This is a genomic window from Kribbella sp. NPDC026611, from assembly GCF_040638345.1.
In the GTDB taxonomy this organism is placed as follows: domain Bacteria; phylum Actinomycetota; class Actinomycetes; order Propionibacteriales; family Kribbellaceae; genus Kribbella.
In genome coordinates this window covers 640,383-666,969 of record NZ_JBEZYC010000003.1, presented here as the reverse complement: position 1 = coordinate 666,969, position 26,587 = coordinate 640,383, and the positions used below count along the sequence as shown (strand labels likewise).

27 protein-coding genes and 1 pseudogene are annotated in these 26,587 nt (G+C 68.4%); 11 read left to right on the top strand and 17 right to left on the bottom strand.

Features of this window, described 5'->3' with window-relative positions; genetic code table 11:
- Nucleotides 1-14: 14 nt before the first annotated feature.
- Genes AB0E69_RS15115 through AB0E69_RS15095 form a run of 5 tightly spaced genes read right to left on the bottom strand, consistent with a single transcriptional unit; the run spans nt 15 to nt 6,472 of the window.
- On the bottom strand, nt 15-1,958 hold the full coding sequence (locus AB0E69_RS15115) for an alpha-amylase family protein (protein ID WP_360144713.1): 1,944 nt from the start codon (nt 1,956-1,958) through the stop codon (nt 15-17).
- Nucleotides 1,955-3,409, bottom strand: coding sequence for a hypothetical protein (locus AB0E69_RS15110; RefSeq protein WP_360144710.1), 1,455 nt, complete (start codon nt 3,407-3,409; stop codon nt 1,955-1,957). Before AB0E69_RS15110 ends, AB0E69_RS15115 begins: the two co-directional genes overlap by 4 nt.
- A gap of 5 nt (nt 3,410-3,414) precedes the next feature.
- Nucleotides 3,415-4,230 (bottom strand): carbohydrate ABC transporter permease, encoded by an 816-nt coding sequence (locus AB0E69_RS15105; RefSeq protein WP_360144707.1) that lies wholly within the window; start codon nt 4,228-4,230, stop codon nt 3,415-3,417.
- Entirely contained in the window at nt 4,227-5,162 is a 936-nt protein-coding gene (locus AB0E69_RS15100; RefSeq protein WP_360144704.1) for a sugar ABC transporter permease, read from the bottom strand. The genes AB0E69_RS15105 and AB0E69_RS15100 overlap by 4 nt, the downstream gene beginning before the upstream one ends.
- 5 nt (nt 5,163-5,167) lie before the next feature.
- Entirely contained in the window at nt 5,168-6,472 is a 1,305-nt protein-coding gene (locus AB0E69_RS15095) for an extracellular solute-binding protein (RefSeq protein ID WP_360144701.1), read from the bottom strand.
- A gap of 132 nt (nt 6,473-6,604) precedes the next feature.
- Between AB0E69_RS15095 and AB0E69_RS15090 the strand changes: the two genes are divergently transcribed.
- Together AB0E69_RS15090 and AB0E69_RS15085 are read left to right on the top strand one after the other, a co-directional pair.
- On the top strand, nt 6,605-7,609 hold the full coding sequence (locus tag AB0E69_RS15090; protein WP_360144698.1) for a LacI family DNA-binding transcriptional regulator: 1,005 nt from the start codon (nt 6,605-6,607) through the stop codon (nt 7,607-7,609).
- Nucleotides 7,610-7,695: 86 nt separating this feature from the next.
- The gene (locus tag AB0E69_RS15085; protein WP_360144695.1) at nt 7,696-8,094 is read left to right on the top strand and encodes a hypothetical protein; all 399 of its coding nucleotides are present in this window, start codon (nt 7,696-7,698) and stop codon (nt 8,092-8,094) included.
- Nucleotides 8,095-8,179: 85 nt separating this feature from the next.
- Here the strand turns inward: AB0E69_RS15085 and AB0E69_RS15080 are convergent, their stop codons facing one another.
- Nucleotides 8,180-8,401 (bottom strand): hypothetical protein, encoded by a 222-nt coding sequence (locus AB0E69_RS15080; RefSeq protein WP_360144692.1) that lies wholly within the window; start codon nt 8,399-8,401, stop codon nt 8,180-8,182.
- Nucleotides 8,402-8,484: 83 nt separating this feature from the next.
- Between AB0E69_RS15080 and AB0E69_RS15075 the strand changes: the two genes are divergently transcribed.
- Nucleotides 8,485-9,075 carry a helix-turn-helix domain-containing protein gene (locus AB0E69_RS15075; protein WP_360144689.1) on the top strand — a complete coding sequence of 197 codons (591 nt, stop codon included), beginning with the start codon at nt 8,485-8,487 and terminating at the stop codon, nt 9,073-9,075.
- Here AB0E69_RS15075 and AB0E69_RS15070 read toward each other — a convergent pair.
- Together AB0E69_RS15070 and AB0E69_RS15065 are read right to left on the bottom strand one after the other, a co-directional pair.
- Nucleotides 9,058-9,915: an LLM class F420-dependent oxidoreductase gene (locus AB0E69_RS15070; RefSeq protein ID WP_360144686.1), complete on the bottom strand. Its 858-nt coding sequence runs from the start codon at nt 9,913-9,915 to the stop codon at nt 9,058-9,060. The two genes, AB0E69_RS15075 and AB0E69_RS15070, sit on opposite strands and share 18 nt — an antisense overlap.
- Nucleotides 9,912-10,475, bottom strand: coding sequence for a TetR/AcrR family transcriptional regulator (locus AB0E69_RS15065; protein WP_360144683.1), 564 nt, complete (start codon nt 10,473-10,475; stop codon nt 9,912-9,914). Before AB0E69_RS15065 ends, AB0E69_RS15070 begins: the two co-directional genes overlap by 4 nt.
- Nucleotides 10,476-10,552: 77 nt before the next feature.
- Here AB0E69_RS15065 and AB0E69_RS15060 point away from each other — a divergent pair, with 77 nt between their 5' ends.
- The 5 genes from AB0E69_RS15060 (at nt 10,553) to AB0E69_RS15040 (ending at nt 15,046) form a co-directional block, all read left to right on the top strand.
- The gene (locus AB0E69_RS15060) at nt 10,553-11,302 is read left to right on the top strand and encodes a hypothetical protein (protein ID WP_360144680.1); all 750 of its coding nucleotides are present in this window, start codon (nt 10,553-10,555) and stop codon (nt 11,300-11,302) included.
- Nucleotides 11,299-11,841: a hypothetical protein gene (locus AB0E69_RS15055; RefSeq protein WP_360144677.1), complete on the top strand. Its 543-nt coding sequence runs from the start codon at nt 11,299-11,301 to the stop codon at nt 11,839-11,841. The genes AB0E69_RS15060 and AB0E69_RS15055 overlap by 4 nt, the downstream gene beginning before the upstream one ends.
- On the top strand, nt 11,838-12,374 hold the full coding sequence (locus tag AB0E69_RS15050; RefSeq protein ID WP_360144674.1) for a GrpB family protein: 537 nt from the start codon (nt 11,838-11,840) through the stop codon (nt 12,372-12,374). The genes AB0E69_RS15055 and AB0E69_RS15050 overlap by 4 nt, the downstream gene beginning before the upstream one ends.
- Nucleotides 12,375-12,807: 433 nt before the next feature.
- Complete coding sequence (locus AB0E69_RS15045) at nt 12,808-13,896, top strand: glycosyltransferase (protein ID WP_360144671.1); 1,089 nt, start codon at nt 12,808-12,810, stop codon at nt 13,894-13,896.
- Complete coding sequence (locus AB0E69_RS15040; RefSeq protein ID WP_360145952.1) at nt 13,880-15,046, top strand: hypothetical protein; 1,167 nt, start codon at nt 13,880-13,882, stop codon at nt 15,044-15,046. The genes AB0E69_RS15045 and AB0E69_RS15040 overlap by 17 nt, the downstream gene beginning before the upstream one ends.
- Here the strand turns inward: AB0E69_RS15040 and AB0E69_RS15035 are convergent.
- Complete coding sequence (locus AB0E69_RS15035) at nt 15,017-15,586, bottom strand: TIGR03086 family metal-binding protein (RefSeq protein ID WP_360144668.1); 570 nt, start codon at nt 15,584-15,586, stop codon at nt 15,017-15,019. The genes AB0E69_RS15040 and AB0E69_RS15035 overlap by 30 nt on opposite strands.
- A 121-nt stretch (nt 15,587-15,707) precedes the next feature.
- On the opposite strand from AB0E69_RS15035, the pseudogene AB0E69_RS15030 reads away from it, so the two are divergent.
- The 3 genes and pseudogenes from AB0E69_RS15030 to AB0E69_RS15020 all read left to right on the top strand — a co-directional run bounded on the left by AB0E69_RS15030 (nt 15,708) and on the right by AB0E69_RS15020 (nt 17,626).
- A pseudogene (locus tag AB0E69_RS15030) lies at nt 15,708-16,165 on the top strand (SRPBCC family protein).
- A 166-nt stretch (nt 16,166-16,331) separates the two neighbouring features.
- Nucleotides 16,332-17,285, top strand: coding sequence for an aldo/keto reductase (locus tag AB0E69_RS15025; protein WP_360144665.1), 954 nt, complete (start codon nt 16,332-16,334; stop codon nt 17,283-17,285).
- A complete protein-coding gene (locus tag AB0E69_RS15020) occupies nt 17,282-17,626 on the top strand; it encodes a YciI family protein (RefSeq protein WP_360144662.1) in 345 nt (114 codons plus the stop codon). The genes AB0E69_RS15025 and AB0E69_RS15020 overlap by 4 nt, the downstream gene beginning before the upstream one ends.
- Here the strand turns inward: AB0E69_RS15020 and AB0E69_RS15015 are convergent.
- The 8 genes from AB0E69_RS15015 to AB0E69_RS14980 form a co-directional block, all read right to left on the bottom strand.
- Nucleotides 17,623-18,054 carry a GNAT family N-acetyltransferase gene (locus tag AB0E69_RS15015; RefSeq protein WP_360144659.1) on the bottom strand — a complete coding sequence of 144 codons (432 nt, stop codon included), beginning with the start codon at nt 18,052-18,054 and terminating at the stop codon, nt 17,623-17,625. The genes AB0E69_RS15020 and AB0E69_RS15015 overlap by 4 nt on opposite strands.
- A gap of 159 nt (nt 18,055-18,213) precedes the next feature.
- The gene (locus AB0E69_RS15010; protein ID WP_360144656.1) at nt 18,214-18,477 is read right to left on the bottom strand and encodes a hypothetical protein; all 264 of its coding nucleotides are present in this window, start codon (nt 18,475-18,477) and stop codon (nt 18,214-18,216) included.
- A gap of 497 nt (nt 18,478-18,974) precedes the next feature.
- Entirely contained in the window at nt 18,975-19,259 is a 285-nt protein-coding gene (locus AB0E69_RS15005) for a hypothetical protein (RefSeq protein WP_360144653.1), read from the bottom strand.
- A gap of 11 nt (nt 19,260-19,270) precedes the next feature.
- On the bottom strand, nt 19,271-20,419 hold the full coding sequence (locus tag AB0E69_RS15000) for a VWA domain-containing protein (protein ID WP_360144650.1): 1,149 nt from the start codon (nt 20,417-20,419) through the stop codon (nt 19,271-19,273).
- Nucleotides 20,419-22,593: a DUF5682 family protein gene (locus AB0E69_RS14995; protein ID WP_360144647.1), complete on the bottom strand. Its 2,175-nt coding sequence runs from the start codon at nt 22,591-22,593 to the stop codon at nt 20,419-20,421. Before AB0E69_RS14995 ends, AB0E69_RS15000 begins: the two co-directional genes overlap by 1 nt.
- Complete coding sequence (locus AB0E69_RS14990; RefSeq protein WP_360144644.1) at nt 22,590-23,672, bottom strand: AAA family ATPase; 1,083 nt, start codon at nt 23,670-23,672, stop codon at nt 22,590-22,592. Before AB0E69_RS14990 ends, AB0E69_RS14995 begins: the two co-directional genes overlap by 4 nt.
- Nucleotides 23,669-25,123, bottom strand: coding sequence for a DUF5691 domain-containing protein (locus AB0E69_RS14985; RefSeq protein WP_360144641.1), 1,455 nt, complete (start codon nt 25,121-25,123; stop codon nt 23,669-23,671). Before AB0E69_RS14985 ends, AB0E69_RS14990 begins: the two co-directional genes overlap by 4 nt.
- The gene (locus AB0E69_RS14980) at nt 25,120-26,250 is read right to left on the bottom strand and encodes an SWIM zinc finger family protein (protein WP_360144638.1); all 1,131 of its coding nucleotides are present in this window, start codon (nt 26,248-26,250) and stop codon (nt 25,120-25,122) included. Before AB0E69_RS14980 ends, AB0E69_RS14985 begins: the two co-directional genes overlap by 4 nt.
- Nucleotides 26,251-26,587 lie beyond the last annotated feature (337 nt).

Below are 26,587 nucleotides of genomic sequence, written 5' to 3'. Positions count from 1 at the left end.
CGTTCACCTCCACCTCAGCACCCGAGACGAGGAACCGCGCCCGCGACCCGCTCACCCTGAGCGACACTGTGAACGGGCCGACGGGCGTGAACTCCTCCAGACGACCCCGCCAGGCGCCACCCTGGTCCAGATTGACCAGGTGCAGGATGTGGCGGTCGCCCTGCCGGTAGAGCTGGCAGTCCAGTACGCCGGCGCCGGTCACCCCGCAGCGGGATCCCGTCGTGACGCACCAGGTTGGCCAGCACGCGGCCGTGGTCCGGGTGGTGGTGCTTGGCGTACTGCCGGTCCAGGTCGGCCGCGAGGTACGCCGTACGCTCGCCGAGGACCAGCGCTGGTACATCGCTCCGCGGCTCCTCCATCCACGACTTCTCCGGCGGGTAGATGGGGAACGGCGGGATCCACGTCAGCGCACCCGGCGTGGTGGCCTCCACGACCTCCAGCTGCCCACCGAACGGGAGTATGTCGGTGTCGCCCTCAAAGACCGACCTGTCCTCGATCCGCAGGTAGCTGTGGCTGTCGTAGTGCTCCCAGTCGGTCACCGCGCCGTCGCCGAGCCGCTTGCCGGTGTGCCGTACGCCGACCAGCTCGCCGACTGCCCATTCGTCCCGGCGAATGCCCCACTCGTCGTAAAGCCCCGACTCCCCAGTCACGACCAAACGACCGCCGTAGGCCTGCAGTTGCGCAATCTGCTCATCCGTCAACACACCCACGTTCGGAACGATCAGGACGTCGAACCTGTCGTCCACCACAGCTGTGGGCAAGTACGGGACGCGCGCCCTCACCAGGGCATCCGTCCACCCCCGGTAGGGCAGCTGGCTCACCTCCTCCGGGGCGTCCTGACCGTGGAAGTCGACGGATCGCTGGCTCCACAGCACCCCGACCGTAGCCACCGGCTCCCGATCAACCAGGTACTCCTCATGCGCCTCGTGCCACTCGAACAGCGGCTGCGCGGTCGCGTACTGCCGGCGGTCGTCGTGCACCGACCCGATGTGGTGCCACCACGGCTGGATCCCACCGGCCCAGCCCTCCAGCGCCCACATCCGCGCCTCCGGCTCCGGCTTGCTCCCGAGCCGGAACGTCGGTACGTCGGCGTCGTACATCGCCGTGCTCTCCGGGATCAGCGTGTCCCAACCGAGCAGCCCGTGCAGCCGCTTCCCGGAGTCCGCGTTCGCCTGAAACCCGGACCCCTCGTGCCGCCACTGCGAGTCCAGCATGAAGATCCGCGCCCGCTTGCAGATCTCCACGTCATCCCGGAGCCGCTTGCTCTGGGCAACGATATCGCCACCGTTCATCCCGATCCACAGGCAGTCCGGACCGCCGGCCCGCCGCGTCACCTCGTTGTTCAGGTCCCAGACGTCGAGCCGCCGGTCGTAGCTCCACCGGATCCACTGCTTGTAGACGGGATCGTCCCAGCTCGGTGCCTTCGGCAACTCCTGACCGAAACTGTCCCGGCAGTTCGGGCAGTAGCAGATATGCTCCCGCCCCTGACCGGTCCAGCTGTTGTCGGTCAGCCCGTCCGGCGCCGACCGCTCGATGATCTCCTCGAGGATCCCGGTCAGGAACTCCTTGTAATACGGACCGGTCACGCACGCGACGTACAGGTCACCGGCTCGGTAGGGCTTGCCGTCAGCGTCGACGGCGAACCAGTCCGGATGCGCGTCGTACAACGGCTGGTGCGCCCGGTTCGAGTCCATCCGCGCCAGCACCGTAAGCCCGTCGGCGCGCGCCAGCGACACGATCTCGCCGTACAGGTCCCGGTCGCCGAGGTACTCCGCCCGGTGCTGCAGCTCGAACTTGCTCGGGTAGTAGGCGACGATCCCGCCCGCGTTGACGATCACCCCCTGCACGCGCGTCCGCCGCCAGTGCTCCCGCCACCAGTCCGCGTCGTACCGGGCCGGGTCCTTCTCCGTCAGGTTGGTCTGAGCCCACCGCAAAGTCCTTTGGTACCAGGGCTTCACGCGAGACTCCGTACGGCGTCGCCGGCGCCGGACAGGTTCTCCAGCAGCATCTCGGAGTACTTGCGACTCAGTACGACGCCTTCCGCGCCACCCTCGAACGCGGCCAGCGTCGCATCCCGCACGGACTCGCGCGTGCAGCGGGTCAGCTCACCCTCGTTGTCGTCCCAGTTGATCTTGGTACCGACGTCCCGCGGCGACTCCAGCCCGCGCTGCTTGGCCACGCCGACCGGGATGTCGATGTCGATCCCGGGGTAGATCTTGCTCTGCCCGCCGACCCCGGCCACGGCCCGTGCGGTCTCCCGCCGTACGTAGTCCGCGCTGAATCCGGTCTGCGGCAGCTTGGCGTAGTCGCCCTCGTCGAGCTGCAGCAGCTTCATCATCAGCGGGTAGACGTCCTCAGGGTCCGCGTCCGCGAACAGCGCGCCGCAGATGCTCTTCACCCAGGTGAAGAACCGCGGGCCGGCGCAGTTGTTGTAGATGACCACCTTGATGAAGTCGGAGAACTTCGCCATCTCGGTGAAGTCCTGGTCCGCCCGGTAGAACGGGCTGAACGAGATGTTGTGGTACACGTGCCAGCCCACCTCGACCTCGGGCGAGATCGCCTTGGCCACCCCGTAGATGTCGCGGTACAGCTGCCGCTGGCTCTCGGTCCACAGCGTCTGCCAGGCCAGTACTTCGGGGAAGTTCAGCAGGATCCGCCAGAACGTGACGAACGCGCCGTCGACCGGCCGCTCGCCCGCGCCGACGCGCTGGTTCCACTCGACGAGCTCGCGGTACCCCTGCATCGCCCGGTTGACGTCGATACCCCGCTCGCGCGCCACCGCGCGGCAGTGCGGGCAGAAGCAGCCGATCTCGGACACGTCGACCGTGCCCTGCATCAGCATGTTCAGCGGACCGGGCCGCTCCGAGCACCAGGCCAGCCCGTCCAGCTCGTAGCTCTGCACGTAGTCCTCGACGAAGCCGAGGTGCCAGTTGCGGTAGTCCGGGTTGTTGAAGCACGGCCGACGGCCCGGGCGGCCCCACGCGTCGACCTCGAGCACCTTGGCGAAGTTCGGGTACGTGCGGAGCTGCTTGGCGCCGCCGCTCTCCTCCATCCAGGCGTACGACTTGATCCCGCGCTCCTTCGCCTTCGGGATCACCTCCGCGAAGAGGTCGAGCCCGGGGTGCTCGGGCGCCTGACCGGCCGCGCCGAGCACGGTGTTGCCGTAGTACCGCGGGTGCGTGGTCGCGTAGTTCCCGCCGACCCAGCCGAGGTCGTACTCCTTGACCCCGTGGTCCGGGATCGGATGGCCGGGAATCTGCCGGCCGCCGGTCCCCCGGGTCCAGGTCGGCGTGGCCAGGAACAGCGCGTTCACCGCGCCGCGGTCGGCCAGGATGTCGAGTGTCCGGTCGACGCCTTCGTCGACGAACGAGATGGCTCCGATCTGCATGGCAACGACCCGTTCGGGCACGGTGCTCACCCCTTCATTCCTGTCATCGTGATGCCTTGGATGAAATAGCGCTGGGCAAAGAGGAAGACGGCGATGACGGGTACGACGGAGACCGTCGCGCCGCACATCAGCAGACTGATCTGGGTGAAGTACTCGCCCTGGAACTGGGCCAGCGCCACCGGCAGCGTCTGCAGGTTCTCGGACGTGATGTAGATGAGCGGGCCGAACAGGTCGTTCCAGGACTCCAGGAACGTGAACACCCCGATCGCCGCCAGGGCCGGTTTGGTCTGCGGCAGCATGATCCGCCAGTAGATGCCGAACGTGGACGCGCCGTCGATCTTGCCGGCGTCCTCGAGCTCGTTCGGAATCGTCAGGAAGGACTGCCGCATCAGGAACGTCGCGAACACCGGCGTGAGCACCTTCGGCACCCACAGCGGGTACTGCGTGTCCACCCAGCCGATGTGCTGGAAGACGATGTACTGCGGGATCAGGTACGCGATCCCCGGGATGATCGAGGTGGCGAGCAGCACCATGAACGCGAGGTCCCGGCCGGCGAACTTCAGCCGGGCGAACGCGTACCCGGCCATCGACGCCACGATCAGGATGCCGATCACGTTCAGCCCGGCGAGCTTGACGCTGTTCCAGAGGAACACCGGGATCAGCTCGAACACCTGGCCGTAGTTGCTCCACTGCGTGTCCGACGGCAGGAACTTCGGCGGCACGCTCAGAACCTTCGCCTCCGGCCGTAGCGACGCGCTGATCATCCACACCAGCGGCGCCAGGAACGCGATCGCGAACAGCGACATGACGACGTACTGCGAGGTCTTTCCGACGACTCTCATGCGTAGAACACCCACCTCTTCTGCAGCCTCCACTGCACGAAGGTGACGGCCGCGATCACCACGAAGAGGATCCAGGCCATCGCCGAGGCGTAGCCGACCTTCCCGTAGCTGAACGCGTTCTGATAGATGTTGTAGATGTAGACGCTGGTGGCGTGGCCGGGCCCGCCCTTGGTCATCACGTAGATCAGGCCGAACACCTGGAACGACGAGATGAACTGCGTGATCAGCAGGAACAGGAAATGCGGCGTCAGCAGCGGCAGCGTGATGAACCGCAGCCGTTGCCAGTTCCCGGCACCGTCGAGCTTGGCGGACTCGAAGTACTCGTTCGGCAGCCCTTGCAGACCGGCCAGCAGGATGATCATCGGGTAGCCGATGCCCTGCCAGACGCTGACCATGATCACCGCCGGCATCGCCCAGCTCGAGCTCGACAACCACTGTGGGCCGGTGATCCCGAGCTGGTGGAGCAACCCGTTGATGACGCCGTTGTCGGGCTGGAAGAACCAGAACCAGACGAAACCGATCGCCACCACGTTCGTCACGTACGGCGCGAAGTACGCCGTCCGGAAGAACGCGACGCCCTTGATCGGGCGGGCGCAGAGCAGCGCCAGCACCAGCCCGATCCCGATCGTCAGCGGGATGCTGACCAGGGTGAAGTAGACGGTGTTCTTGAAGGTCTGCAGGAACAGCGGGTCGTCGGTGAACATCTCGGTGAAGTTCTTCAGCCCGACGAACCTCGGCGCCGAGATGCCGTTCCAGTCGGTCAGCGAGGCGGCGACCGAGACCAGGATCGGGAAGAACTGGAAGGCGACCACCCCGACCACGATCGGACTGATGAACAGCCAGCCGGTGAGGTTCTGCTTCCGGCGGGCCCGGCGTACGTCGTTCTGCTGGACTGCGCTCCGGGTCTTCTGCGCCATCGTGATGGTTGCCATCGGCCTCAACCCTTCAGCGCGTTCTCCACCTGGGACCTGACGCCTTGCAGCACGTCGCTGACGGGTTTCTCGCAGTTGTAGGCGGTGTCCAGCGCCGGCCGGTAGAGCTCGCGGGCGCCGATGGTGTTCTTGGTCTGATTGGTCGCGGTCAGGTGCTTGGCCGCCTCGGCGAAAAGCCCGATGTGCGCGGGCGCCTTGCCGTTCGGCGCGAGCCCGGCCGCGGCCTTCAGGTTGATCGGCGTGAAGGCGCCGCCCTGGAGCAGGATCTTGCCGCCGTCCTCGCTCGCGAGGTACTTCAGCAGCGACCAGGCCTGGTCGGGGTTCTTCGCCTTCTTCGGGACGCAGAACACGATCACGCTGGACTCGGTCTTCTGCTCCACGTCACCAGGCGGCGGAGCGACGTCCCAGGTGAAGTCCTTGACCGCCTGCCGCAGGTACGGAACCGTGCCGAAGGTCGCGAACATCATCGCGATCTTGCCCTGGGCAAACATCTGGTTCTGCACGTTGTCCTGCTGCAGCGCGGACCAGGGCGGCTGCACCTTGTCCTTGCAGGTCAGGTCGGTGGCCCACTGCAGCGCCTCGGTCTCCTTGCTGTCCGCCAGCGTGAACTTCGTGCCGTCCGGGGAGAAGATGCCGGTCTGGCTGCCGTGGTTGACCGTGAACGTCTGCTCGTAGCCGGTGTCGAGGTACACGAGTGCGCCGTACTGCTTCTTGGCCGGGTCGGTCAGCTTCTTCGCGGTCGCCTCGAAGTCGGACCAGGTCCAGTTCTGTGACGACCACGTCGTGGGCGGCAGCGGTACGCCGGCGGCCTTGAACAGGTCGACGTTGTAGAAGATCAGGCGGGGCTGGTAGCCGAGCACCCAGGCCGTGTGCGAACCGTCCGGCTGCTGCGGGAAGTCGAACGTCTCCTTGGCGTACTGCGACGTGTCGAGCTTGTCCTTCTCGATGTACGGCTTGAGGTCCAGCAACGCGCCCTGCTGGGAGAAGCCGCGGACGAAGTCGTCGTTGATCCGCATCACATCCGGCGGACTGCCGCCGGCGATCAGCGTGCGCATCTTGGTGTCGTACTCCTGGGTGACCGCGGGCTGGATGGTGACCTGCGTCCCGGATTCCTTCTCGAACGCCTGGATCGCCTGCTCCAGCGGGTTGCCCTTGACCTGTTCCCAGTTCAGGAAGGTCATGGATTTCTTGCCGCCACCACTGCTCGCGTTGCCGTTGCCACCACACGCCGCCAGCACGCCGGCGGCAGTGAGTCCCGTCAGACCGGCAAGGAACCTGCGGCGGTTCAGGTTTGGGGGGTTGGTCTGCACCGGAATCTCCCATCATCGTGGGATGAATACGTATTCAATGAATACGTATACACAGCTGTTTCGGCGTGGTCAACGGCTGACCGGGACACTCTTGAGTAGGGTTCACATCGTGGGACGAGGGGAGGCGCGACGATGACCCGACCACCGACCAGCCGAGACCTGGCCCGGTTGGCAGGAGTGTCACAAGCGACGGTGTCGCGGGTGCTCACGAACAACCCGAAGGTCAACGCGGCGACGCGGGAACGCGTCCTGCAGGTGCTGAAGGACGCGAACTACACGCCGAACGCGCTGGCCCGGGCGATGAAGACCGGCCGGACGGACACCATCGGCGTGTTCATGACCCGGGTGACCAGCCCGTTCCACGCCGAGCTGCTGGACGAGATCGGTCGGGTGCTCAGTTCGGTCGGTCAGCACATGATCCTGTGGAACATCGAGCACGATCCCGAGGAGACCGTCGTAGACGTCCTGCACCAGCGGCTGGTGGACGGGTTCGTGCTGACGTCGGCGACGTACGACTCGAAGCTGCACACGATGGCGCTCGCATCCGGGACACCGACCGTGCTGCTGCACCGCGGGATCGACGGGCTCGACTGCGACCAGGTGGTCGGCGACAACTGGCAGGGCGCATACGACGCCGGCCGGTACCTGATCGAGGCCGGGCACACCGACATCGGGCTGGTGATGCTCGAGCACACCGGGAACACGTCGCGCGACCGCGACCTCGGCTTCCGGGCCGCCCTGGCCGAGGGCGGCGTCAAGCTCAAGCCCAGCAACGTGATCTCGGTCGGCGTCCCGCACGCCGACGGTCATGCGGCGGCGCGCAAACTGCTGTCCCGCAAGAAGCCGCCGACGGCGATCTACACCGTCACCGACCTGCTCGCGTTCGGCGTCCTGGACGGCGCCCGCGCGGTCGGCGCCCGGGTCCCCGACGACGTCTGGGTGATCGGCTACGACAACACCGAGATGGCCGCCTGGGAGTCCTTCGACCTGACCTCGGTCGACCAGCCGGTGCACGCGATCGTCGAGCAGGGCATCGACCTGCTGCGGCAACGCATCTCCGACCCGACCCGGCCGACACAGACGATCACCCTGCCCTGCCCACTGGCGATCCGCGGGTCGACCGCCAACCGTCACTAGTTCGCTAGCAGGAGTAGGGCTGGCCCCACCCTGGTGTGTGGCTGACCCCGTACCGCGGGGTGCCGGAGATTTCTAGCGTTCTGGGTATGACGAAGACCGAGCTTTTCGAGTCCAGCAAGAAGTGCATCATGATCTTCGGCGTCGCGAGCGCCGTCGTCCTCTCGACAGTCATCGCATCCGCCGCGAGCCACGGCACCGTGAGCACGTTCATGTGGGTCCGCGCAGTGCTCCTCCTTGCGGCCGCGCCCGTCCTGCACCGCCTCACCACACGCGCCGCCAACGGCAACCGCCGCAGCCTCGACCGCCTCCGAACGGTCACCACAATCCTCCCGATCGCGATCGTCGCGGTCGACCTGATCCCCGGCATCTGCCCACCCTGGTACGCCGCCCTACAGGCCGTCTCAGCCATCCCCCTGATCGCAGTCGCCATCCTCACCCGCCGCCAGGAAGCACTCACCACCGAACCCCACCCCAACGCCACCTGACGCCCGGCGCCGCCCGGACTCGACCTACCGCCCGGCTTGCCGCGCCTCGACCTACCGCGCCCGACCTCTCGGGCCTCGACTCGGCCTATCGCGACTCAGCCTTGGTGCGGCGGGTGTCACCGAGCCAAGCCAGCGCCGCACCGCCGAGCACGAGCACGAGGTCGGCGACCAGCGCACCGCCGAACCCGCCCGGCATCCAGCCGACGAGACCGCGGTTGCCGTGGTCGACCAGCAGCCGAATCGCCCCCTGCACCCCGATCACCAGCACCACCATGCCCACCACCAGCACTCCGACCCACCCACTCATGACGCCTCTCCCTCCGTCCCGATTTTGATGCGATCGCACCATAACACGCATTGGTACGATCGCATCACAACGAGGAGGACGCGGTGGCCCGGGACGAGAACAGGGAGCGCCGGCGCCGGCAGATCGCCGAGGCCGTCTGGCGGTTGGCCGCTCGCGAGGGCCTGGAGGCCGTGACGCTGCGGCAGGTCGCGGACGAAGCCGAGGTCTCGATGCGCCTGGTGCAGTACTACTTCGGCAACCGCACGACATTGCTGGTATCGGCCCTGGAGATGCTCAACGCCGACGCGGAAGCGGTCGCCCAGGAGCGGGTCGGCGCGCTCGGTGACCTGTCGCCGCCCGAGCTGGTGCGCGCCGTACTGATGGAGCTCCTGCCGCTCGACGAGGACCGGAGGCGACGGTACGTCGTGCACTCGGCGTACTTCGTGCGCTTCCTCACCGACCCCCAACTGCAACAGGTCGCGCGGAACGCGGACCCGGCGCTGGAATCGTTGCTCGAGTCGCTCCTCGACGCCGATCCGTCGACCCGGTCGGACGATCCCCGCGCCGACGCGGAGCTGCTGATCGCGTTCGCGTTTGGGTTGCAGGCCCAAATGCTCCTCGACCAGCTCGACGGACCACACGCGCTCCGGTTGCTGGATCGCACACTCGACCGGTTGCTACCCGAGTCGCGGTAGTACCTCGCGGAGGACCTGGGCGTGGTCCTCGGGCTTCGCCAGGCCCATGTTCATCGTGTTGACGCAGAGGTGGGTGGCGCCGAGCTCGCGCCAGCCGTCGGCGTACGCGCGCCACTCGCTCTCCGGTACGGCGCCGAGCGTCAGCCGCGGCTCGATGCCGATCGTCTGCGGATCCCGGCCGGCCTTCTCGGCCGTCTCGCGGATCATCGTCAGCTTCGCGCGGGCCTCGTCGTCCGGCGCGAGCTGCGGCATCCAGCCGTCACCGATCCGGCCGGTACGACGCAGTACCGCATCCGCGCCACCGCCGAACCAGATCGGGATCTGCCTGCCCGGCAACGGGTTGAGGCCCGCCTCCTGGACCCGGTCGAACTCGCCCTCGAAGCTGATGACCGGTTCGGCCCACAGCTTGCGCAGCAGCTCCACCTGCTCGGTCAGCCGCGCGCCACGCTTCTCGAACGGGATGTCGAGCGCGTCGTACTCGACGTGATTCCACCCGATGCCGACACCGAGCCGGAGCCGGCCGCCGCTCAGTACGTCGACCTCGGCCGCCTGCTTCGCGACCAGGGCCGTCTGTCGCTGCGGCAGGACGAGCACCCCGGTCACGAGCTCGAGCTTCGTGGTGATCGCGGCCAGGTACCCGAACAGCACGAAAACCTCGTGGAACAAGGACTTGTCGGTGTACCCGGTCCAGCCGGGACGGTTCGTGGGGTCAGCGCCCAGGACGTGGTCGTACGCGAGCACGTGGTTGTAGCCGGCCGCCTCGACGATCGTCGTCCAGTCGCGGACCGTGCGGGGGTCCGCTCCGATCTCGAGCTGCGGGAACACCGCGCCGATCTTCACTTACTGGCCTCCTTGAGTAGGTCGGTCAAGCCGTGAACCGCCAGTTCGAACGGCTCGGGCGAGCCGGCCGCGCGGGCGAGTACATATCCACCCTGCAGTACCGCCGCGATCGTCGCCGCCGTCCGCGCGGCGTCCAGCGACTCCGGGAACTCACCACTTCGCTTGCCCTCAGCAACCACCTCGGCCAGCCGCTGCCGCAACCACGCGAACGTCTCGGCGACCGGTGCCCGCAGTACCGGATCCCCAACCACCTCCGGATCCGCTGCCAGCCGCCCCACCTGGCACCCCTTCAGCACCGCCCGCTCACGCCCGAGATACCCGTTGATCCGCTCACCCGCCGTACCCGCCCCACCCAACTGCTCGTCCGCCGCCGCCCGCAACTCCCCCGCCGACCGCTCGATCGCCACCTTGGCCAACTCCGCCTTCCCGGCAAAGTGGTGGTACATACTCCCCTGCCCCGCCCTCGCCGCCCGCTGAATCGCCTTCGGCGAAGTCCCCACATACCCCCGCTCCCACAGCAACTCCTGAGCACTACGAATCAACCGCTCCACCGTCTCCACCCCCCAACTGTACCCAGAGGTACAGCGGTGGTTTCTGAAAGGTTGAATCCACCGCTCAGAGCGACTACTCTGACGTCATGCAGACCGTCCCGGCGCCGATCGTTTCCTGGGAAACCGTCGTTCGGATGAGCGACCCCACCCACGAGCCCTCGCGCGAGCGACTGCGCACGCTGAAGCGTGCCCGGACGGCGTACGACGGGATTCGGGTCACCCACCGTGCCCACGGCCGCGCCAACGGCAGCGCGACGTACTACAGCGCGGTCACCGCGCTCGCCGCCGCCGTCAAGCAGACCGGGGACGAAGACACCGCCCAGCAACTGTCCGACTCGGGCAGCAAGATCGAGGCCAGGTTCAAGGAGCCGCTTCGACTGTTCCTGAGCGTCAGCTCGATGGACCAGCTCGAGGTCGCACCGTTCTACGCCGACCTGATCAAGGAGACCTGGAAGGCGCTCGACGTCGTCTGGCCGAAGCTCGACGGCAGCCTGATCGCCGGTCAGGTCAAAGAAACGCGGAACGACCTCACCCACATCCTGGTCGACTACTGGGACGAGCCGGCTCGCGTCGATCTCCCGGCCGGCCTGCTGGCGAAGCTCAACGTGCACACGGGCGACTGGGTCTGGATCATCCGGCGCCTGGTGCAGTCAGCTGCCGTGCTGACCGTGCTGCCGGCGGTGTCGGCGCGGATTGCCGGCGATGACGACAAGCTCGGCCGTGAGTACCTCGAGAGCGGGCCGGGCGCGCCGATCAGCCGGGCAGAGGCGGACTTCTTCGAAGCCCTCTCGGACGACGAGATCCCGACCGCTCGCGTTCTGAGGCTCGCGGGATGATCCTGGACTGGCGGGATGCCGAACGTGGCGATCGCTCGAGGATCCACTCCTTCACCTGCACAACGCCCCCTCCCAAGGACCCGGGCCGGCGAGCGAAAGCCCATCCCAAGCAGTGGGAGTACGCCGTCCAGAAGGCGATCCACCAACTCCACGTCCCGATCCGCGGTGCGGACGGCCGACTCCTGCTCGGCATGACGGAGGACGGCGCCGTAGGAGCCCTGTCGCTCTGGTCCGAGCTCCAGCACCGGCTGTACAAGACCCGGATCATCGCCGTCGCACAGGCCTTCCGTGGTCAGTCGACCAGTGCTGCTCTGCCGGGTGCCGTTGCCAGCGAGGCCCTCGACATCACCATCCAGGAGATGGCGAAAGACGGCCCTGGTGGCCGGGTCTTCGGCCTGATCGACCGCAACAACCGCGCAAGCCAACGCCTGGTGTCCGCACACGGCTTCCAACTCACGCCCAACTTCCCGGTCGCCGATCCCAACCTCCAGGCCTGGACAGCTCGCCTCCCCGGCGACGAAATGTCCGCCACCCGATGATCACGATCGAGTCCTACAACCCGGCCTGGGCAGCCGAATTCGCCCAGCTGGGACTACATCTCCGCAACGCACTGGGCGACGTCGCGCTCCGCATCGACCACATCGGCTCGACCGCCGTCGTCGGCCTGGCCGCCAAGCCCATCATCGACATCCAGATCTCGGTGGCTGCTCTGGAGCCTGTCGACCTGTATCGCTCTGGCCTGGAGTCCCTCGGTTACATCTACCGCGCCGACAACCCGGAGCGCACCAAGCGCTACTTCCGAGAGCCTCCCGGCACCCGCCGAACACACGTCCATGTCCGCAAGCTCGGATCCTTCTCCCAACAGTTCCCCCTCCTCCTCCGCGACTACCTCCGCACCCACCCCGCCGAACTGGCCCCCTACGAGTCCCTAAAACGCTCGTTGGCCGCCCAGCACCCCCACGACCGCACCGCCTACACCAACGCCAAACTCCCCTGGTTCTGGCAAACCATCCAAGCCGCCGACACCTGGTCCCAAACAACCGCCTGGGAACCCGGCCCCTCCGACGCGTAAACCGTCACCCCGTCTCCCCGTCAGGTCCATTCCACCCACACGCGCCCATCACCCCGTCCACCTAGATACGCCGGTCCTACCCACACCTGTCCGCTAGACCTGCACTCCGGCCCGCCACTCATCACTCCCTCCCGGCGACCACGCGCCTGCCGCAACCACGCTCGCCACCGCCGAAGGCGCAAAAGACTGCCGCCGCGAAGCGGTGTTCTCTGCCGCAGTTCCACACCACCACCCCGCCGCGTACACGCCCCGCTCGCCCGCCCCGCCACTCATCACCTCCCGCCTGGCGACCACCTCCGCCCACAACCACCTCCCCCGCCCGCCGGAGGCGCAAGAGAACTGCCGCCGCGGAGCGGTGTCCTTCGGGGGTTCTCGTGTCGGGACGTGTAGTTGGGTGAGCGGTTGTTGGGTTGGACCGATAGTCTCGGGCGCCATGAGCATGAGCGTCGCCATCGCGGTGATTACCTTCAGGCGACCTGCTCTTTTGCGGGGGTTGTTGACGAGTTTGCAGGCGCAGGAGCTGCCGGCCGACGGGGATTACTCCATCCGGGTCGTGGTGGTGGACAACGACGCGGACGGGTCGGCGGCCGGGGTGCTCGAGGAGTTCGGGGCGGGTACGCCGTACCCGATCGAGTCCGTCGTCGAACCGGAGCCGGGGATCCCCTTCGCCCGTGAGCGCTCCGTCGAGCTCTGCTGGAACGACGACGCCCTGATCTTCGTCGACGACGACGAGGTCGCCCCGCCGGGCTGGCTCAAGACCCTCCTCACCACCTGGGAGGCGACCGGCGCCGACGTCGTCACCGGACCGGTGAAGGGCAACCTCCCACCTGGCGCCCCGCCCTGGAACCACTACAGCGACGTCCACGACTCCACCGGCCGGCACACCACCGGCGAGGAGCTGCGTAAGGCGTACACGAACAACACCCTGGTCAGCCGCCGCGTCTACCACACCGTCACGCCGGGCTTCCATCCCGCGTTCCGCTACACCGGCTCCAGCGACCTGCACTTCTTCCTCCGCGTACACCGCGCCGGCTTCCGCATCGTCTGGTGCGAGGAGGCCTGCATCGCCGAAGAGGTGCCGGTGGGCCGCACCACCCTCCACTGGCTGGTACGTCGCGCCTTCCGCTCTGGCAGCGGCGACACCATCAGCCGGCTGCTGATCCGCCCGGGCGCGATCAGCTACGTCCTGGTGCTGGCCTATGCTTCGGCCCGGGTGATCTCGGCTTTCGGGCTCGCCCTCGCCGGGCTGCTGCTCGGCCGGAAGACGCACCTGCTGAAGGCAGTCCGCCGGTTCTTCTCGGGCGTCGGGAGTCTCGCCGGGATAGTTGGGATCAACCATGACGAGTACCGGGAACGGCACGGGGCCGAGTCAGGACCTGCCGACCCAAAAGCCGACCCAGAAGCCGACGGTAGCGACCCTGTGCGCCGCCATCTGGCAGGTGGAGAAGGATCTGGACCTGCTCGAGTGGCGGATCCGGGACACGCATCCCTGGCCGATCATCCGGATGCGCGTCTTCCATGAGCTGACCCGCCGCACCGGCATCCACGGCGCCTCGCACCCGGTACGCCGGACGAAGGCCGACAGCCTCGCCCTGGTCGCGAAGCACGTCACCGGCATCGTCACCCGCAACCCGTTCCCCGGCCGGTACGACGCCCTCGTCGTACCCCATCCGCGGAAACCGGGCGGTGTCGAGATCTACACCGACGAGCTCAGACGAGCCCTCCACGGCCGCGCCCTGATCCTCGACTCAGGCATCAACGGCACCCCGCTCCCGGGCAGCAAGAACCTCGACTTCTTCACCTCCGCCGCCGGCGCCATCCACCCCCGCACCGCCGACGACCGGGGCATCACCCAAGCACTGGAGAAACTGACCGGTGTCACGGTCCCGATCGGCCCGCTCCTCGCCCGCGAAGTACCGAAGCACCGCCGCCTGCGAGCCCTCTACCGAGCCCTCCTCAAGCGCCATCAGATCAAGACCGTGTACGTCGTGGTCGCGTACTTCCACCAGCACATCGTCGGCGCCGCGCGCGACCTCGGGATCCGCGTCGTCGAGCTGCAGCACGGCGCGATCAGCCCGTACCACCTCGGCTACAGCTACCCCGGCCGCCCGCAAGTCGCCAACCAGCCGGACGAGCTCTGGTGCTTCGGCGATTACTGGACCGACGTCGCGGACCTCCCGGCCGGCATGCGCACCGAGGTCGTCGGCGCCCCGTTCCTCCCGGCAAGACGCCCCAAGGACCCCGCGAAAGCGGTCTTCCTCTCCCAAGGCACCGTCGGCGCCGAACTCGTTCACGTCGCCGAGGCCGTCGCCAAGGCCAACCCCGACCTCGACGTCGTCTTCCGCCTGCACCCGAGCGAACGCGAGTCCGACTACACGATCCCGCCGAACGTGAGGGTGTCCACAGGCGGCAACACGCTCGACCTGCTGGCCGAGGCGACGTACCAGGTCGGAGTCTCGACCACGGCGCTCTTCGAGGGAATGGCGCTGGGCTGCCGTACGGCGGTCGCGAACCTCCCCGGCCACGAGTACCTCGACCCCGCGATCGCCAAGGGCCACGCGATGCTCCTCCAGCGCCCCACCGACCTCACCCGAGCGCCGCTCTGCACCGATCCGAGCGCGTACTACGCCCCCAGCGACATCTCACGGCTCACGGCCGAGCAACCCCAGTAGGCGGTCCTGCAGCGGAGCGTCCGGCGGCACCGCCACCTCGGGCCCGTACACCTCGACGCCGGCCCTCAATGCGCCCGGCGTCCGGTACTTCTCCATCAGCTCCGGCGAGATCGCGATCGCTTTCGACCACAATCGCTCGATGTCGACCGGATCGATCGTCTCGTCCTGATCAGTCGATCGCGCCAGATCCCATCCGTGCAGGACGAGATCGTCTGAGATCACTTGATCAATCTGCTGCTCAGCGGTCATTCGACCAGCCGGCGTATCGGTCTCGGTGAGCGCGAGGATCGGGTCGTCGAGCACGTCCTCGACCGCCGCCCGCGCCTCCTGGAAAGCGGTCAGCGGATCGTCGGCCGGCTCCAGCTTCCGCGCGACCGGTTTCAGCATCACGCCGTGCATTTCGATCACATGCTCAAGAACGTTCAGGGCGGTCCACTTCGCACAGGGCGACTGGTTCCTCCACTGGTCCGGCTGTACGGCGGCAACCTTCCGCTCGAACACCTCGGCCCGTCGCCGGTACCGCTCCGCGATCTCACCCATTCCCGCATAGTGCCGCCAGACCACGCCCTGCGGAAGACCGGGCATATGACGGAACCGCCGGGGTACCGGGCCGCTTCCCAACAAACGAATCCCGGCGAACGAATCCCGGCGAACGAGAGGAATGCAGATGAGTGGCATCACCCAGTCCGTCGACGTCGACGTACCGGTGACGACGGCGTACAACCAGTGGACGCAGTTCGAGTCCTTCCCGCACTTCATGGAAGGGGTCGAGGAGGTCAGGCAGCTCGACGCCACCCACACCACTGGGTGACGAAGGTGGGCGGTCAGCGGCGCGAGTTCGACGCGACGATCACCGAGCAGCACCCGGACGAGCGCGTGGCGTGGCGGGCGGACGCGGGTCCGCAGCACGCCGGAGTGGTCACCTTCCACCAGCTCACGCCGGAGCGGACCCGCGTGACCGCGCAGATGGACATCGACCCGGAGGGGTTCCTCGAGAAGGTCGGCGACAAGCTCGGCATGGTCGAGGGGCGGGTCAAGGGCGACCTGCAGCGGTTCAAGGAGTTCATCGAGCAGCGCCCCGGCGAGACCGGCGCCTGGCGCGGCGACGTACCCCGCTGAGACCGGCGCCTGGCGTGGCAACGTACCCCGCTGAGACCGGCGCCTGGCGCGGCGGCGTACCGCGCTGAGACCGGCCCTCTGACCGCCTGGAGCTGAGCACTCGCGGCCCGGCGCGGCAGATTGTGAACCGCCCGAACTGTCGGTGCGGCCTCCTAGCCTCGGCTCCATGCGGATGGTGGAGCTGGGGCAGACGGGGTTGCGGGTGAGCCGCCTCGGTTTGGGGCTGGCTTCGGTCGGGGGGATGTTTGCGGCGGTCGCGGAGCGTCAGGCGGTCGCGACGATCGACCGGGCCTGGGAGCTCGGGGTCCGGTTGTTCGACACCGCGCCGGTCTACGGCTACGGGCGATCAGAGGAGCGCACCGGGCTCGCGCTCCGCGGCCGCCCGCGGCACGAGTTCGTGCTGTGCACCAAGGTCGGCCGGCTGATCGAGCCCGGCGGACCGGACCTCCAGCCGATCTGGGCGGAGCCGCCCGCCGGCGTCAGTCCGCGGCTGGACTACTCGTACCGCGCCACGATCCGCTCGTTCGAGGACAGCCTGCAGCGGATGGGGATCGACCGGATCGACATCCTGCACATCCACGACCCCGAGCTCGACTTCGTCAGCGCGTCGACCGAGACCCTCCGCGCGCTCGCCGAGCTCCGCGGCCGCGGCACGATCCGCGCCATCTCGCTCGGCGTCAACCACGCCGACGTCGCGGCCCGGTTCCTCCGCGAGACCGGCCCGGACGGACCGGACTGCATCCTGCTCGGCGGTCGCTACACGCTCCTCGACCAGTCCGGCGCCGACGAGCTCCTCCCGCTGTGCGAGAAGCTCGGCGTGGTCGTCCTCGCGGCCGGCGTCTTCCAGGGCGGCGTCCTCGCCGACACCGCCAACGGCGCCCCTCACGGCTACGAACGCGTCCCACCCGAGGTACTGCGGACCATCGACGAGCTCCGCGGCCTCTGCCGGCGGTACGGCGTACCTCTCCTGGCCGCCGCTCTACAGTTCCCGCTCAGGCACCCCGCCGTACCGGCCGTCGTGGTCGGCGCGCGCAGCCCGCAGGAGATCACCGAAGTCGCGGCGTGGCTCGAGCACGACATACCCGAGAGGTTCTGGACCGCACTAAGGTCTCGGCTATGAGGTTCATGCTGCTGCACAAGACCAACGACAACCTGGAGGCCGGCAACCCGCCGGACCCGGAGATCCTGGCCCGGGCGGACGCGGTGCTCGAGGAGATGCGTCAGGCCGGCGTTCTCGTGCTCGGCGAGGGCCTGATGCCAAGCTCGCGCGGCGCCCGGATCACGTTCCCGGTGCCCGGCGACCCGCGGGTGGTGGACGGCCCGTTCGCCGAGACCAAGGAGCTGGTCGCGGGCGTCTCGATCATCCGCGTCGATTCCAAGGAGGACGCGGTCCGCTGGGCGCTCCGCTTCGCCGAGGCCGACCCGTACACCCCGATCGACATCCTGGAGATCGCCGGCTAGCGCTTCAGGTGCAGGATCGGGTACGGCTTCCCGGTCGAGTCCAGCGGGCTGCGGGAGACCAGGCGGAAGCCGTGGTGCTCGTAGAAACCGACGGCCTCCGGGTTCTGCTCGTTGACGTCGACCGTCGTGGCGGCGAAGTGATCGAAGGCGTGCGCGAGCAGCAGACTCCCGCCGCCCTGCCCGTGGTACGCCGGGTCGAGGAACAGCATCTCGACATTCCCTTCGGCGACGCCGATGAACCCGATCAGCAGCCCGTCGTCCGACCGCAGCCCGGCCAGCTGCGCGATCTCCCCGAACGACGCCCGCACCAACGGCCGGAACTCGTCCAGGTCCGCCTCGGTGACAAAGTCATGCGTCGCCCGCACCGACGCCTCCCACAACTCCGCCGCCCGCCCGTACTCCGTCGGCGCAATCTCCGTGACCCTCATACCGACCCCACCGACGCGTGCCTCAGCAGTTGCATCGGGATCGTCTTGCGGTTCCGTGTCCTGGCCCGTGGTCATAAGCCGTTCTAACACCTCGCTACCCCACCGGCCGAGCGCATTACGGGACGCTGACACGCTGGTCAGCGTGCCCGTCCCGGCCTGTCAGCCGGCGGGGAAGTAATAGCCGTTGTCCAAATCGGCGAGCAGGCTGGGCTGAGCGGGCTCCCAGCCGAGGGCCCGCCGGGTGACGAGGTTGGACGCCGGGTAGCTCTGCGTGACGATGTTCGCGAGGAACCCGAAGTATGTGGCAACTTGGCGGCGATGACGTTTCAAAGCGCGGTTGAGCACTCCAACCGACAAACTGCCGCCGCCGCTGGGTGCAGAGAAGTAGAGCAGGACGCCGTCACCGGTCGAGCGAATACACAACACACCACCTCACCCCCCGGCAAGAACCCTCAACCCCCGATCACCCTCCCCGCCCGCCGAAGGCGCAAGCTGCCGTCGCTCGCGGCAACGGTCACGGCACCGGTGGCCCGCCAGATCCCACCCACGAAACAGCCGCCGCGAAGCGGTGTCCTGTCGGGCAGCCACCCATTACAACCTCATCCCCGGCAAGAACCCCAGCACGCGACCCCCCCTCCCGCCCGCCGAAGGCGCGAGAGACAGGCGCCGCGAAGCGGTGACCTTTCCGGCGGCCACCACCTCACTGTCGGCAAGAACCCTCAGCCCGTAACCACCCTCGCCGCCCGCCGAAGGCGCAAGAAGCGGCCGCCGCGAAGCGGTGTCGTCTCCGGGTCACCACCTCACGCCGGGCGAGAACCCTCAACCCGCAACCACCCTCTCCGCTCGCCGAAGGCGCGAAAGACGGGCGCCGCGAAGCGGTGTCCTTTTCGGGTGGTTGACACCACCTCACGCCGGGGGGTTTAGGCGAGGGTGCCGTCTTCGGCGGAGACCAAGGTGTTGATTGCGGCGAAGAAGCGGGTTATTCCGGGGAGGTTTGCGCCTTTTGTGCGGGAGGCTTCGCGGTCTTCTGGGGTTTCCCATTCGACGATGTCCAGCCACTCGTCGTCGGGGAGGCGGACCAGGCGGGCGTTGAGGAAGCCGGCGCGGTCGGCTTCGAAGTCGAGGAGCATGTCGGCTCGGGCGGCGAGGAGCTCTTCCGTGTTCTCCGGGAGTACGCGGAAGCGGGTCAGTTCGACGGTCGTCATCAAAGGCCCTTTCAGGTGAGGTTGGTGGCTGCCCAGCCGGTGATGTCCTCGTGCCGGATCGCGGCAGCCATCAGGTCAGGAAATAGGTCCGGCGTACAGGCAAACGCGGGTACGCCGAGGTCCGCCAGCGCGGCCGCGTTCTCCGCGTCGTACGACGGTGTACCCGAGTCCGCCAGTGCGAGCAGAGCGATCACCTGCACCCCGGACTCCACCAAAGAACGCGCCCGGCGCAACATCTCTTCCCGGACCCCACCTTCGTACAGGTCGGAGATCAGCACGAGCACGGTCTCGGCCGGCTTCGTCACCAGCTCCTCGCAGTACGCGAGTGCCCGGTTGATGTCCGTCCCACCGCCCAGCTGCGTACCAAACAGCACGTCCACCGGATCATCCAGCTGATCGGTCAGGTCGACGACCGCGGTGTCGAACACGACCAGACTTGTCCGCAACGTACGGATCGACCCAAGCACCGCACCGAAGAGCGAGGCGTAAACAACCGACTCAGCCATCGACCCTGATTGATCGATCGCCAGGATCACATCGCGCTGCACGCTGTGGTTGCGGCGTGCATAACCGACCAATCGATCAGGAACGATCGTGCCGAGCGTCGGCGAGAAGTGCTTGAGGTTCGCTCTGATCGTTCGATCCCAATCGATGTCCGAGTGCCGCGGCCGACTCGCCCGGCCGGCCCGGTCGAGCGCGCCAGTGACCGCCGCCCGGGTCCGCTCCGCCAGTCGCGCCTCGAGCTCGCGCACGACCTTGCCGACGACCTCGCGCGCGGTCTGCTTCGTCTCCTCCGGCATCACCTCGTTGAGCGCGAGCAGCGTGGTCACCAGGTGTACGTCGGGCTCAACCGCACCCAGCAGCTCAGGCTCCATCAACATCCGGGTGATCCCGAGGCGCTCAACCGCATCCCGCTGCATGACCTGGACGACCGTGCTCGGGAAGTACTGCCGGATGTTCCCCAGCCACCGCGCAACCCGCGGCGCCGACGACCCCAGCCCGGCCGAGCGCTGCGTACCCGTCTCCCCCTCGGGTGCGTCGTACAGCGCGCCCAACGCGGCGTCGACCGACCGATCCTCGGCAGACAGCGTCGTACCGATCTCGTCCGAGGCCTCCCCGCCAAGGACCAGCCGCCAGCGCCGCATGCGTTCGTCGCTCATCACACCCCCAGCAACTGCGCGACCACCGGAAGCACGGTCACCGCCAGCTCGGTGTCCAGATCGTTGTCATCAGCAACAACCGTCGCGGTTGGATCAGCGAGGACCTGGGCCCGCGCACCGATCGACCGGCGCTCCGGCACGGCGAAGGTGCCGAAGGTACGCCGAAGCAGCGGGAGCACCTCGACGAATGCGTCGTCCGGGATCGTCCCCAACCAGCTGTCGACCATCGCCAGCAACCGCTCGTCATGCACCAGGAGCAGTCCCCCACCGGCGAGGAAGCCTTCGACATACCCGGCCGCGTCGGCCGTCGGAGTGCCTGGGGACAGCGCTCGCCCCAAGCGCAGAGCGATCTCGGAGTCCGGCAATCGCGAGGTGTCCAGCATCAGCCTGGTGAGTCGGCCGCGGATGAGTGGCGGCACAGCGGACCTGTCGCTGAGACCCTGCAGCGTAGTGAGCCAGTGATCCCGGGTGGCCTCAGGCAGCAGCTGGGTCGCATCCTGGACGCCGTCGATCTGCTGCTGTACGGCGGCCGCCGCATCGGGATCGAGCCCGTGCACAGTCCGGCCGAGGCCGGCGCACACCCGCGACACCATCCGCCCGGCGACCTCCGCGAGCCCGGCGCCGTCGGTACCGCGAACATCGCCGTACCGCGACGCACGAGCGAGGGCGGGCAGCGCGCTCATCAGGTGGCCGACGTCGGCATCGGCAGCAGCACGCGTGTCGACACCCTTCAGCAGCGTCGGCATTGCGTCCGCGAGATCGGCGAGCAGCGACTTCTCGAGCGCGGCTGTGACGTCGGCGAGGGTGGCGGATTCGGCGGCCTTGAGCATCACGGTCGTGGCCGCGCCGAGCACAGTCGTACCGTGGGCGCCGGCCGCGACCAGGTCGACCTCGAGGCCGGGATCCCAGGTCAACCGCCAGATCTCGCGGAACGTGCCCTGCGCCCGGCGCTCGTCGACGGCCGGCAGGCCCCAATGCACGCCGAGGACCCGCAGACGGTGTAAGAGCCGAGACTTCTCGAGGTCGTTCGGTTTGCGCAGGTCGAGCTCCACCACGCGCTCGGTCGCGTCCCGCTTCATCCGCAGCCGCCGCGCTTGAGCAGCCAGGTCGGCCGCGACCGGCGCCTGCGGAGTGTCGCCGGGAACCGTGCCGAGCAGTTCGCCGACGACGGCCTCGCGCGTCACGAGATCGAGCAGTACGTCGTTTCCGCCGCAGAGAACCGCGCGCGTCGCCTCGGTCACCTCGCTCAACCCCGCGAGTGGGCGCTCGCGCAGCGCGGCCAAGGTATCGGCGAGGCGAACCGCCTCGATCACATGAGCGCTGGAGACCGGAAGGTCTTCGGCGCGCAGCACCTGAGCCACCTTCGACAGCCATCGGGTGGTGATCTGGTCCGGCGCGGTGAACAGATGGTGATACCAGCCAGGTGACGTGATGCCGGCACCGTACCCGCTCGCCGCGGCCAGCCGCCCGTGCGTCCACGGCACCCACGTGCAGGCGACCTTGCGCTTCGGCAGACCCTTCAGGATCCGCTGGTCGTGAGTTGCTGGAGGCAACGGTACTTCGAGGGCGGGCACGTGCCAGGCACCGCAGATCACCGCGATGCGCTCGTAGCCTTCCCGCAGAGCCTTGCGGATGACCGTCCGCATGTACGCCTCGCGCTGCGCCTCACGCCCGGTCGCCTGCTCGCCGTGCCGGAGCTCGCGCATCGCGTCGGCGATAACCGTGAACGGTTCGGCGCCGCCGCGACGGGACTCGATCACGTCGTCCCACCAGCGCTCGGGATCGTCGTACCCACCCGCCTGAGCGAGCGTCGCCAGCGGGTCGATGGACGCAGTACGGCGCTCGCCCCCGCCCGACGACGCGAACTGGTTGGCGGCAGGCAGATCGCAGAACCGAACCGGTACGCCGGCAGCAAGTCCGTACTTGATCGCCTGCCACTCCGGACTGAAGACCGCGAACGGCCAGAACGCAGCACGAGTGGAGTCGTTGACGGCGTACGCGAGCAGCGCGACCGGCGGCTCCATCTCCTTCGACGCCGCCAACTCCACGATCTTGTCGGCGTCCGGCGGGCCCTCGATCAGGACGATGTCGGGCTGGAGCTCGGCCAGCGCGGTGGCGACCGCGCGCGCCGAGCCCGGCCCGTGGTGGCGGATCCCGAGGAGATGAACGGTCATCCGGAGATCTCGCGGCAGGCCCGGTAGAACGGCGCCCAGTCGTCGCGTTCCCGGACGACGGTCTCGAGGTACTCCGACCAGACCACGCGGTCCGCCGACGGATCCTTGATCACCGCGCCGAGGATGCCGCCGGCGACGTCGGTCGGCCGCAGTACGCCGTCACCGAAATGGGCGGCGAGGGCGAGACCGCCGGTCACGACGCTGATCGCCTCCGCGGTCGAGAGCGTGCCGGACGGGGACTTGACCGCCGTACGCCCGTCCTCGGTCCGGCCGGACCGGAGCTCGCGGAAGATCGTCACCACGCGGCGGATCTCGTCCAGCGCGTCGTCCGGTTGCGGGAGCTCGAGCGCCGTACCGAGCTGGGCGACGCGGCGGGAGACGATCTCGACCTCGTCGTCGGCGGAGTCGGGCAGCGGGAGTACGACGGTGTTGAACCGGCGGCGGAGCGCGCTCGAGAGCTCGTTGATGCCCTTGTCCCGATCGTTGGCGGTGGCAATGACGTTGAAACCCTTGCGGGCCTGCACCTCCGTGCCGAGCTCCGCGATCGGCAGCGTCTTCTCGGACAGGATCGTGATCAGCGCGTCCTGGACGTCGGACGGCATCCGGGTGAGCTCTTCGATGCGAGCGATCTTGGCGTCGGCCATCGCGCGCTGCACCGGGCTCGGGACCAGGGCGGCCTCGCTCGGACCTTGGGCGATCAGCTGGGCGTAGTTCCAGCCGTAGCGGATCGCTTCCTCGGCGGTGCCCGCCGTACCTTGCACCAGCAGGGTGGAGTCGCCGGAGATCGCGGCAGCCAGGTGCTCGCTGACCCAGGTCTTGGCAGTGCCCGGTACGCCGAGGAGCAGCAGCGCGCGGTCGGTGGCGAGGGTGGCGACCGCGACCTCGATCAGTCTGCGTGGCCCGACGTACTTCGGAGAGATCTCAAGGTCGCCGGCCTTCCCGCCGAGCAGGTAGGTCACCACTGCTGCCGGCGACAGCTGCCAGGCCGGCGGACGTGGCTTGTCGTCGGTCGCCTTGAGCGCCGCGAGCTCGTCGGCGTACTCGACTTCCGCATGCGGGCGCAGTACCTCAGTTGTCATGACAGCTCCTCATACATCTCGCGGCGGAAGGTCAGGGTCTCGATCAGGCGGCGCCGCCAGGTGTCTTCCTCGCTGGTCGCCTCGCGGGTGATCGGATGGTCCAGTACGGCGGGCGGCACCGCGCGCGCCGCGATACTCGCCAGCCGCGCCCAGGCCCGGTTGCTCCCCACCTTGCCCAACTGATCAAGAATCATCGTCCCCAACTCCTCAGGCCAAGGCACCGGCAACCCACCAACAAGCTCGGCAACATCGACGCTCTTCCGCAGTACATCCACAGCGCCGGCCCACTCGTTGCCCGGCAACAACCGCAACAGCTCCGCCGGACTCCGGGTCCCGGTATCTGCAGCCGCCCCCAACAACTCCCGGGCCCACACCGTCGACCTGCTTTCGCCGGACAGTTCAGGGCTATCACCACGGTCCGCGCCAGCGGAGCCTTCGCGGATGGCTGCCTCGGTCCAGCCGACCTGGAGCACCGCCGGCGCGCACCCCTCGACGGGCAGATGCAGCCAAGCAACGTCCATCTGCTCCAACGGCGTGTTCGCAACGATCTGCTCGAACAACCAGGCCCGCTTACCGACACCTTCAGGGTTCTGCGAGTCGATCCCATCGCGTTCCATCGACTGCGTCACGCGCCGCGGGAGGTCCACCGCCAGCACGCCCTGCGCGACGGTCAGGTGCGAATGCAACCGCTCGGCCATCCGTACGCCGTACTGAGCCCCCGGGACGCCCGCAAGCAACCGCGCCGCCGCTCGCCGTACCTCCTTGGAGCGGTCGTCGAGCGCCGCCTCCAGGAACTCCTCGTCCTCCAGCGACAACCCATCGGCGAGCACGTTCAGGAAGTCCATGCGAGTCGCAGCGGCCTCGCTCGGCCAGACCTCGGCGAGCGCCTCGCGAGCAGCCGCCGGATCCTCTCGCCGCAGCACGCGCAGCCAGGTCCTGCGCTGGATCGCGTTCCCGTGCGTCCACAGCTCCGGATCGTTGCCATCAGCAATCGCCGCGTGCAGGAACCGCCACTCCGGGTTGAGCTCCGCCATCCAGCGCGCCCGACGACCCGCGGCTTGAATCACCAGCGGCCGGTACTCCGCCCGGTTCCGCGCGTAGTCCGCCAACGCCGGCAGATGCTCGGGCGGCACGCCCCACCCCTTCGCGTCCGCCGCCCGCAACCACTCGCCGAGCGCCGAACTCTGGAACCCACCCAGCATCGCCGCCAACCGCCGAACCGCCCCGGACCTTGGCAACGGCCGATCCTCACCAGTTGCTGCAGGCAACGGCTCCAGGTCCGGCAACGGCTTGCGGCCGGCCCGCTTGTAGACGGTGGCGAGGGCGGCGGCGTCGAGCAGACCGCCGTCACCAAGGGCGTCCTGAATATGTTCGGGGAGTTCCTCGAAGTGCGGTGGTCGACGGTCGGTGCCGAGGAGCGCCGAGCTGACCAGCCCGTCCCAGCCCTTCACAGGATCACCGGCCGATCGCCGTGCCAGCAGGTCATCGGGCGGAAGCCGGCGCGGTTCCACTCGCCGGCAACCGTAATCGGGTCGCCGGCCGAGACCGCGAGCAGACGCCACACGTCCCAGCCGGGCAGGATCTCGAGGCCGTCGCCGTCCGCATCGACGAGCGCCCAGCCTTCGCCGTACCGAGCCGGGCGGACGTCCTGGAGGACGAGCGGCCAGCGTTCGTTCCACGGGTCGGCCGCGACGGATTCGACGTACGACGCCAACGCCTGGCGGGCGCTGAATCCGGACGGGCGCGGGGCGGGGCGACGCGGGTCGGACTGGGTGAGGAGGGCGCGCATCGGGAGGGCGCCGGGGTAGAACGAGAGCGCGCCCGGGACGTACTCGCCGGGGCGGCCCGGCAGCGGGTCGAGGGGTCTTCCGGCAGCGGCGAAGGTGAGGATCAGGCCGAGGCGACCAGTTGTTGCCCCGCGCAACCAGACGCGGCGGACGGTGAGGCGGTCGTCGGGTTCGATCACACGACCGAGGACGAGCCAGTCGTCCTCGACCCTCTCGCCTTCGACGAGAACGCGAGCGGTCTCGGTGCTCCAGCCAATCCGTGTCTGCACGGTGTCGGCGAGCGCCGGCGGCAGGTCGGCGAGGCGGTCGTGGGCGGAGACGATGAGGTGGATGAGGGAGAGCTCTTCGAGCAGTTCGCCCGGCCAGTTGTGACCGCGTCCGACGACGCCGGCAGCACGCCGTACCGCGCCGGCGACGCCCGGGGCCTGTGCGTCGACCATCCGTGCGGCGAGTCTGCTCAGCTCGGAGTACGCGCGCTGGTCGAAGCCGCCGAGCCCTTGCCGTACCTGGTCGTCGAGCCAGCTCGCAAGCTCCGCCATCCCCGCCGAAACCCGATCCGCCCGCCGCGCCGCCCGCGCCTGAGCCGCGATCGGATCCGCCACCTCACCCGGCTTCCGCTCCGGCCGCTCCGCTCGCGCTGCCCGCTGCTCCACCCAAGAACCGACCCACTCCGGCACATCCGCCGGCGCTACCTCGCCCTGGGCCCACAGGAGCAGGAGGCCGATCGCGTGCTTGCACGGGAACTTGCGGCTGGGACAGGAGCACTTGTACGCCGGACCTTCCAAGTCCACCGCTGTTTGGTAGGGCTGCTTCCCGCTGCCCTGACACAACCCCCACACGGCCCGGTCCGAGGCTCCCACCTCGGGCCACTTCGGCCGCCGAGCCAATCCCTGCCCGGCTTTCGCGGACGCGGCATCAGACGCCAGCCCCAGCACCTGCTCCACATCCCACAACCCCACACCTCCTCCACTCATCCCCCCGAAGCATGCCACCCACCCCCGACACCCCTGCCCCGCCCCCGCCCCGCCGCATTCGAGGGGATACCCACTGATCTTGAGCCTTCACCCCTGGTGTCCGAGGGGAGAAGGCTCAACTCGTGGGGTTAACCCCTCGAATGTTGTGGGGGTG

Excerpts from the sequence above, each read along its gene's own strand:
- AB0E69_RS15105 (WP_360144707.1), bottom strand. The coding sequence starts at position 4,230 with ATGAGAGTCGTCGGAAAGACCTCGCAGTACGTCGTCATGTCGCTGTTC.
- AB0E69_RS15100 (WP_360144704.1), bottom strand. The coding sequence starts at position 5,162 with ATGGCAACCATCACGATGGCGCAGAAGACCCGGAGCGCAGTCCAGCAG.
- AB0E69_RS15090 (WP_360144698.1), top strand. The coding sequence starts at position 6,605 with ATGACCCGACCACCGACCAGCCGAGACCTGGCCCGGTTGGCAGGAGTG.
- AB0E69_RS15085 (WP_360144695.1), top strand. The coding sequence starts at position 7,696 with ATGACGAAGACCGAGCTTTTCGAGTCCAGCAAGAAGTGCATCATGATC.
- AB0E69_RS15080 (WP_360144692.1), bottom strand. The coding sequence starts at position 8,401 with ATGAGTGGGTGGGTCGGAGTGCTGGTGGTGGGCATGGTGGTGCTGGTG.
- AB0E69_RS15060 (WP_360144680.1), top strand. The coding sequence starts at position 10,553 with ATGCAGACCGTCCCGGCGCCGATCGTTTCCTGGGAAACCGTCGTTCGG.
- AB0E69_RS15055 (WP_360144677.1), top strand. The coding sequence starts at position 11,299 with ATGATCCTGGACTGGCGGGATGCCGAACGTGGCGATCGCTCGAGGATC.
- AB0E69_RS15050 (WP_360144674.1), top strand. The coding sequence starts at position 11,838 with ATGATCACGATCGAGTCCTACAACCCGGCCTGGGCAGCCGAATTCGCC.
- AB0E69_RS15045 (WP_360144671.1), top strand. The coding sequence starts at position 12,808 with ATGAGCATGAGCGTCGCCATCGCGGTGATTACCTTCAGGCGACCTGCT.
- AB0E69_RS15040 (WP_360145952.1), top strand. The coding sequence starts at position 13,880 with ATGCGCGTCTTCCATGAGCTGACCCGCCGCACCGGCATCCACGGCGCC.
- AB0E69_RS15035 (WP_360144668.1), bottom strand. The coding sequence starts at position 15,586 with ATGGGTGAGATCGCGGAGCGGTACCGGCGACGGGCCGAGGTGTTCGAG.
- AB0E69_RS15025 (WP_360144665.1), top strand. The coding sequence starts at position 16,332 with ATGCGGATGGTGGAGCTGGGGCAGACGGGGTTGCGGGTGAGCCGCCTC.
- AB0E69_RS15020 (WP_360144662.1), top strand. The coding sequence starts at position 17,282 with ATGAGGTTCATGCTGCTGCACAAGACCAACGACAACCTGGAGGCCGGC.
- AB0E69_RS15015 (WP_360144659.1), bottom strand. The coding sequence starts at position 18,054 with ATGAGGGTCACGGAGATTGCGCCGACGGAGTACGGGCGGGCGGCGGAG.
- AB0E69_RS15005 (WP_360144653.1), bottom strand. The coding sequence starts at position 19,259 with ATGACGACCGTCGAACTGACCCGCTTCCGCGTACTCCCGGAGAACACG.
- AB0E69_RS15000 (WP_360144650.1), bottom strand. The coding sequence starts at position 20,419 with ATGAGCGACGAACGCATGCGGCGCTGGCGGCTGGTCCTTGGCGGGGAG.
- AB0E69_RS14995 (WP_360144647.1), bottom strand. The coding sequence starts at position 22,593 with ATGACCGTTCATCTCCTCGGGATCCGCCACCACGGGCCGGGCTCGGCG.
- AB0E69_RS14990 (WP_360144644.1), bottom strand. The coding sequence starts at position 23,672 with ATGACAACTGAGGTACTGCGCCCGCATGCGGAAGTCGAGTACGCCGAC.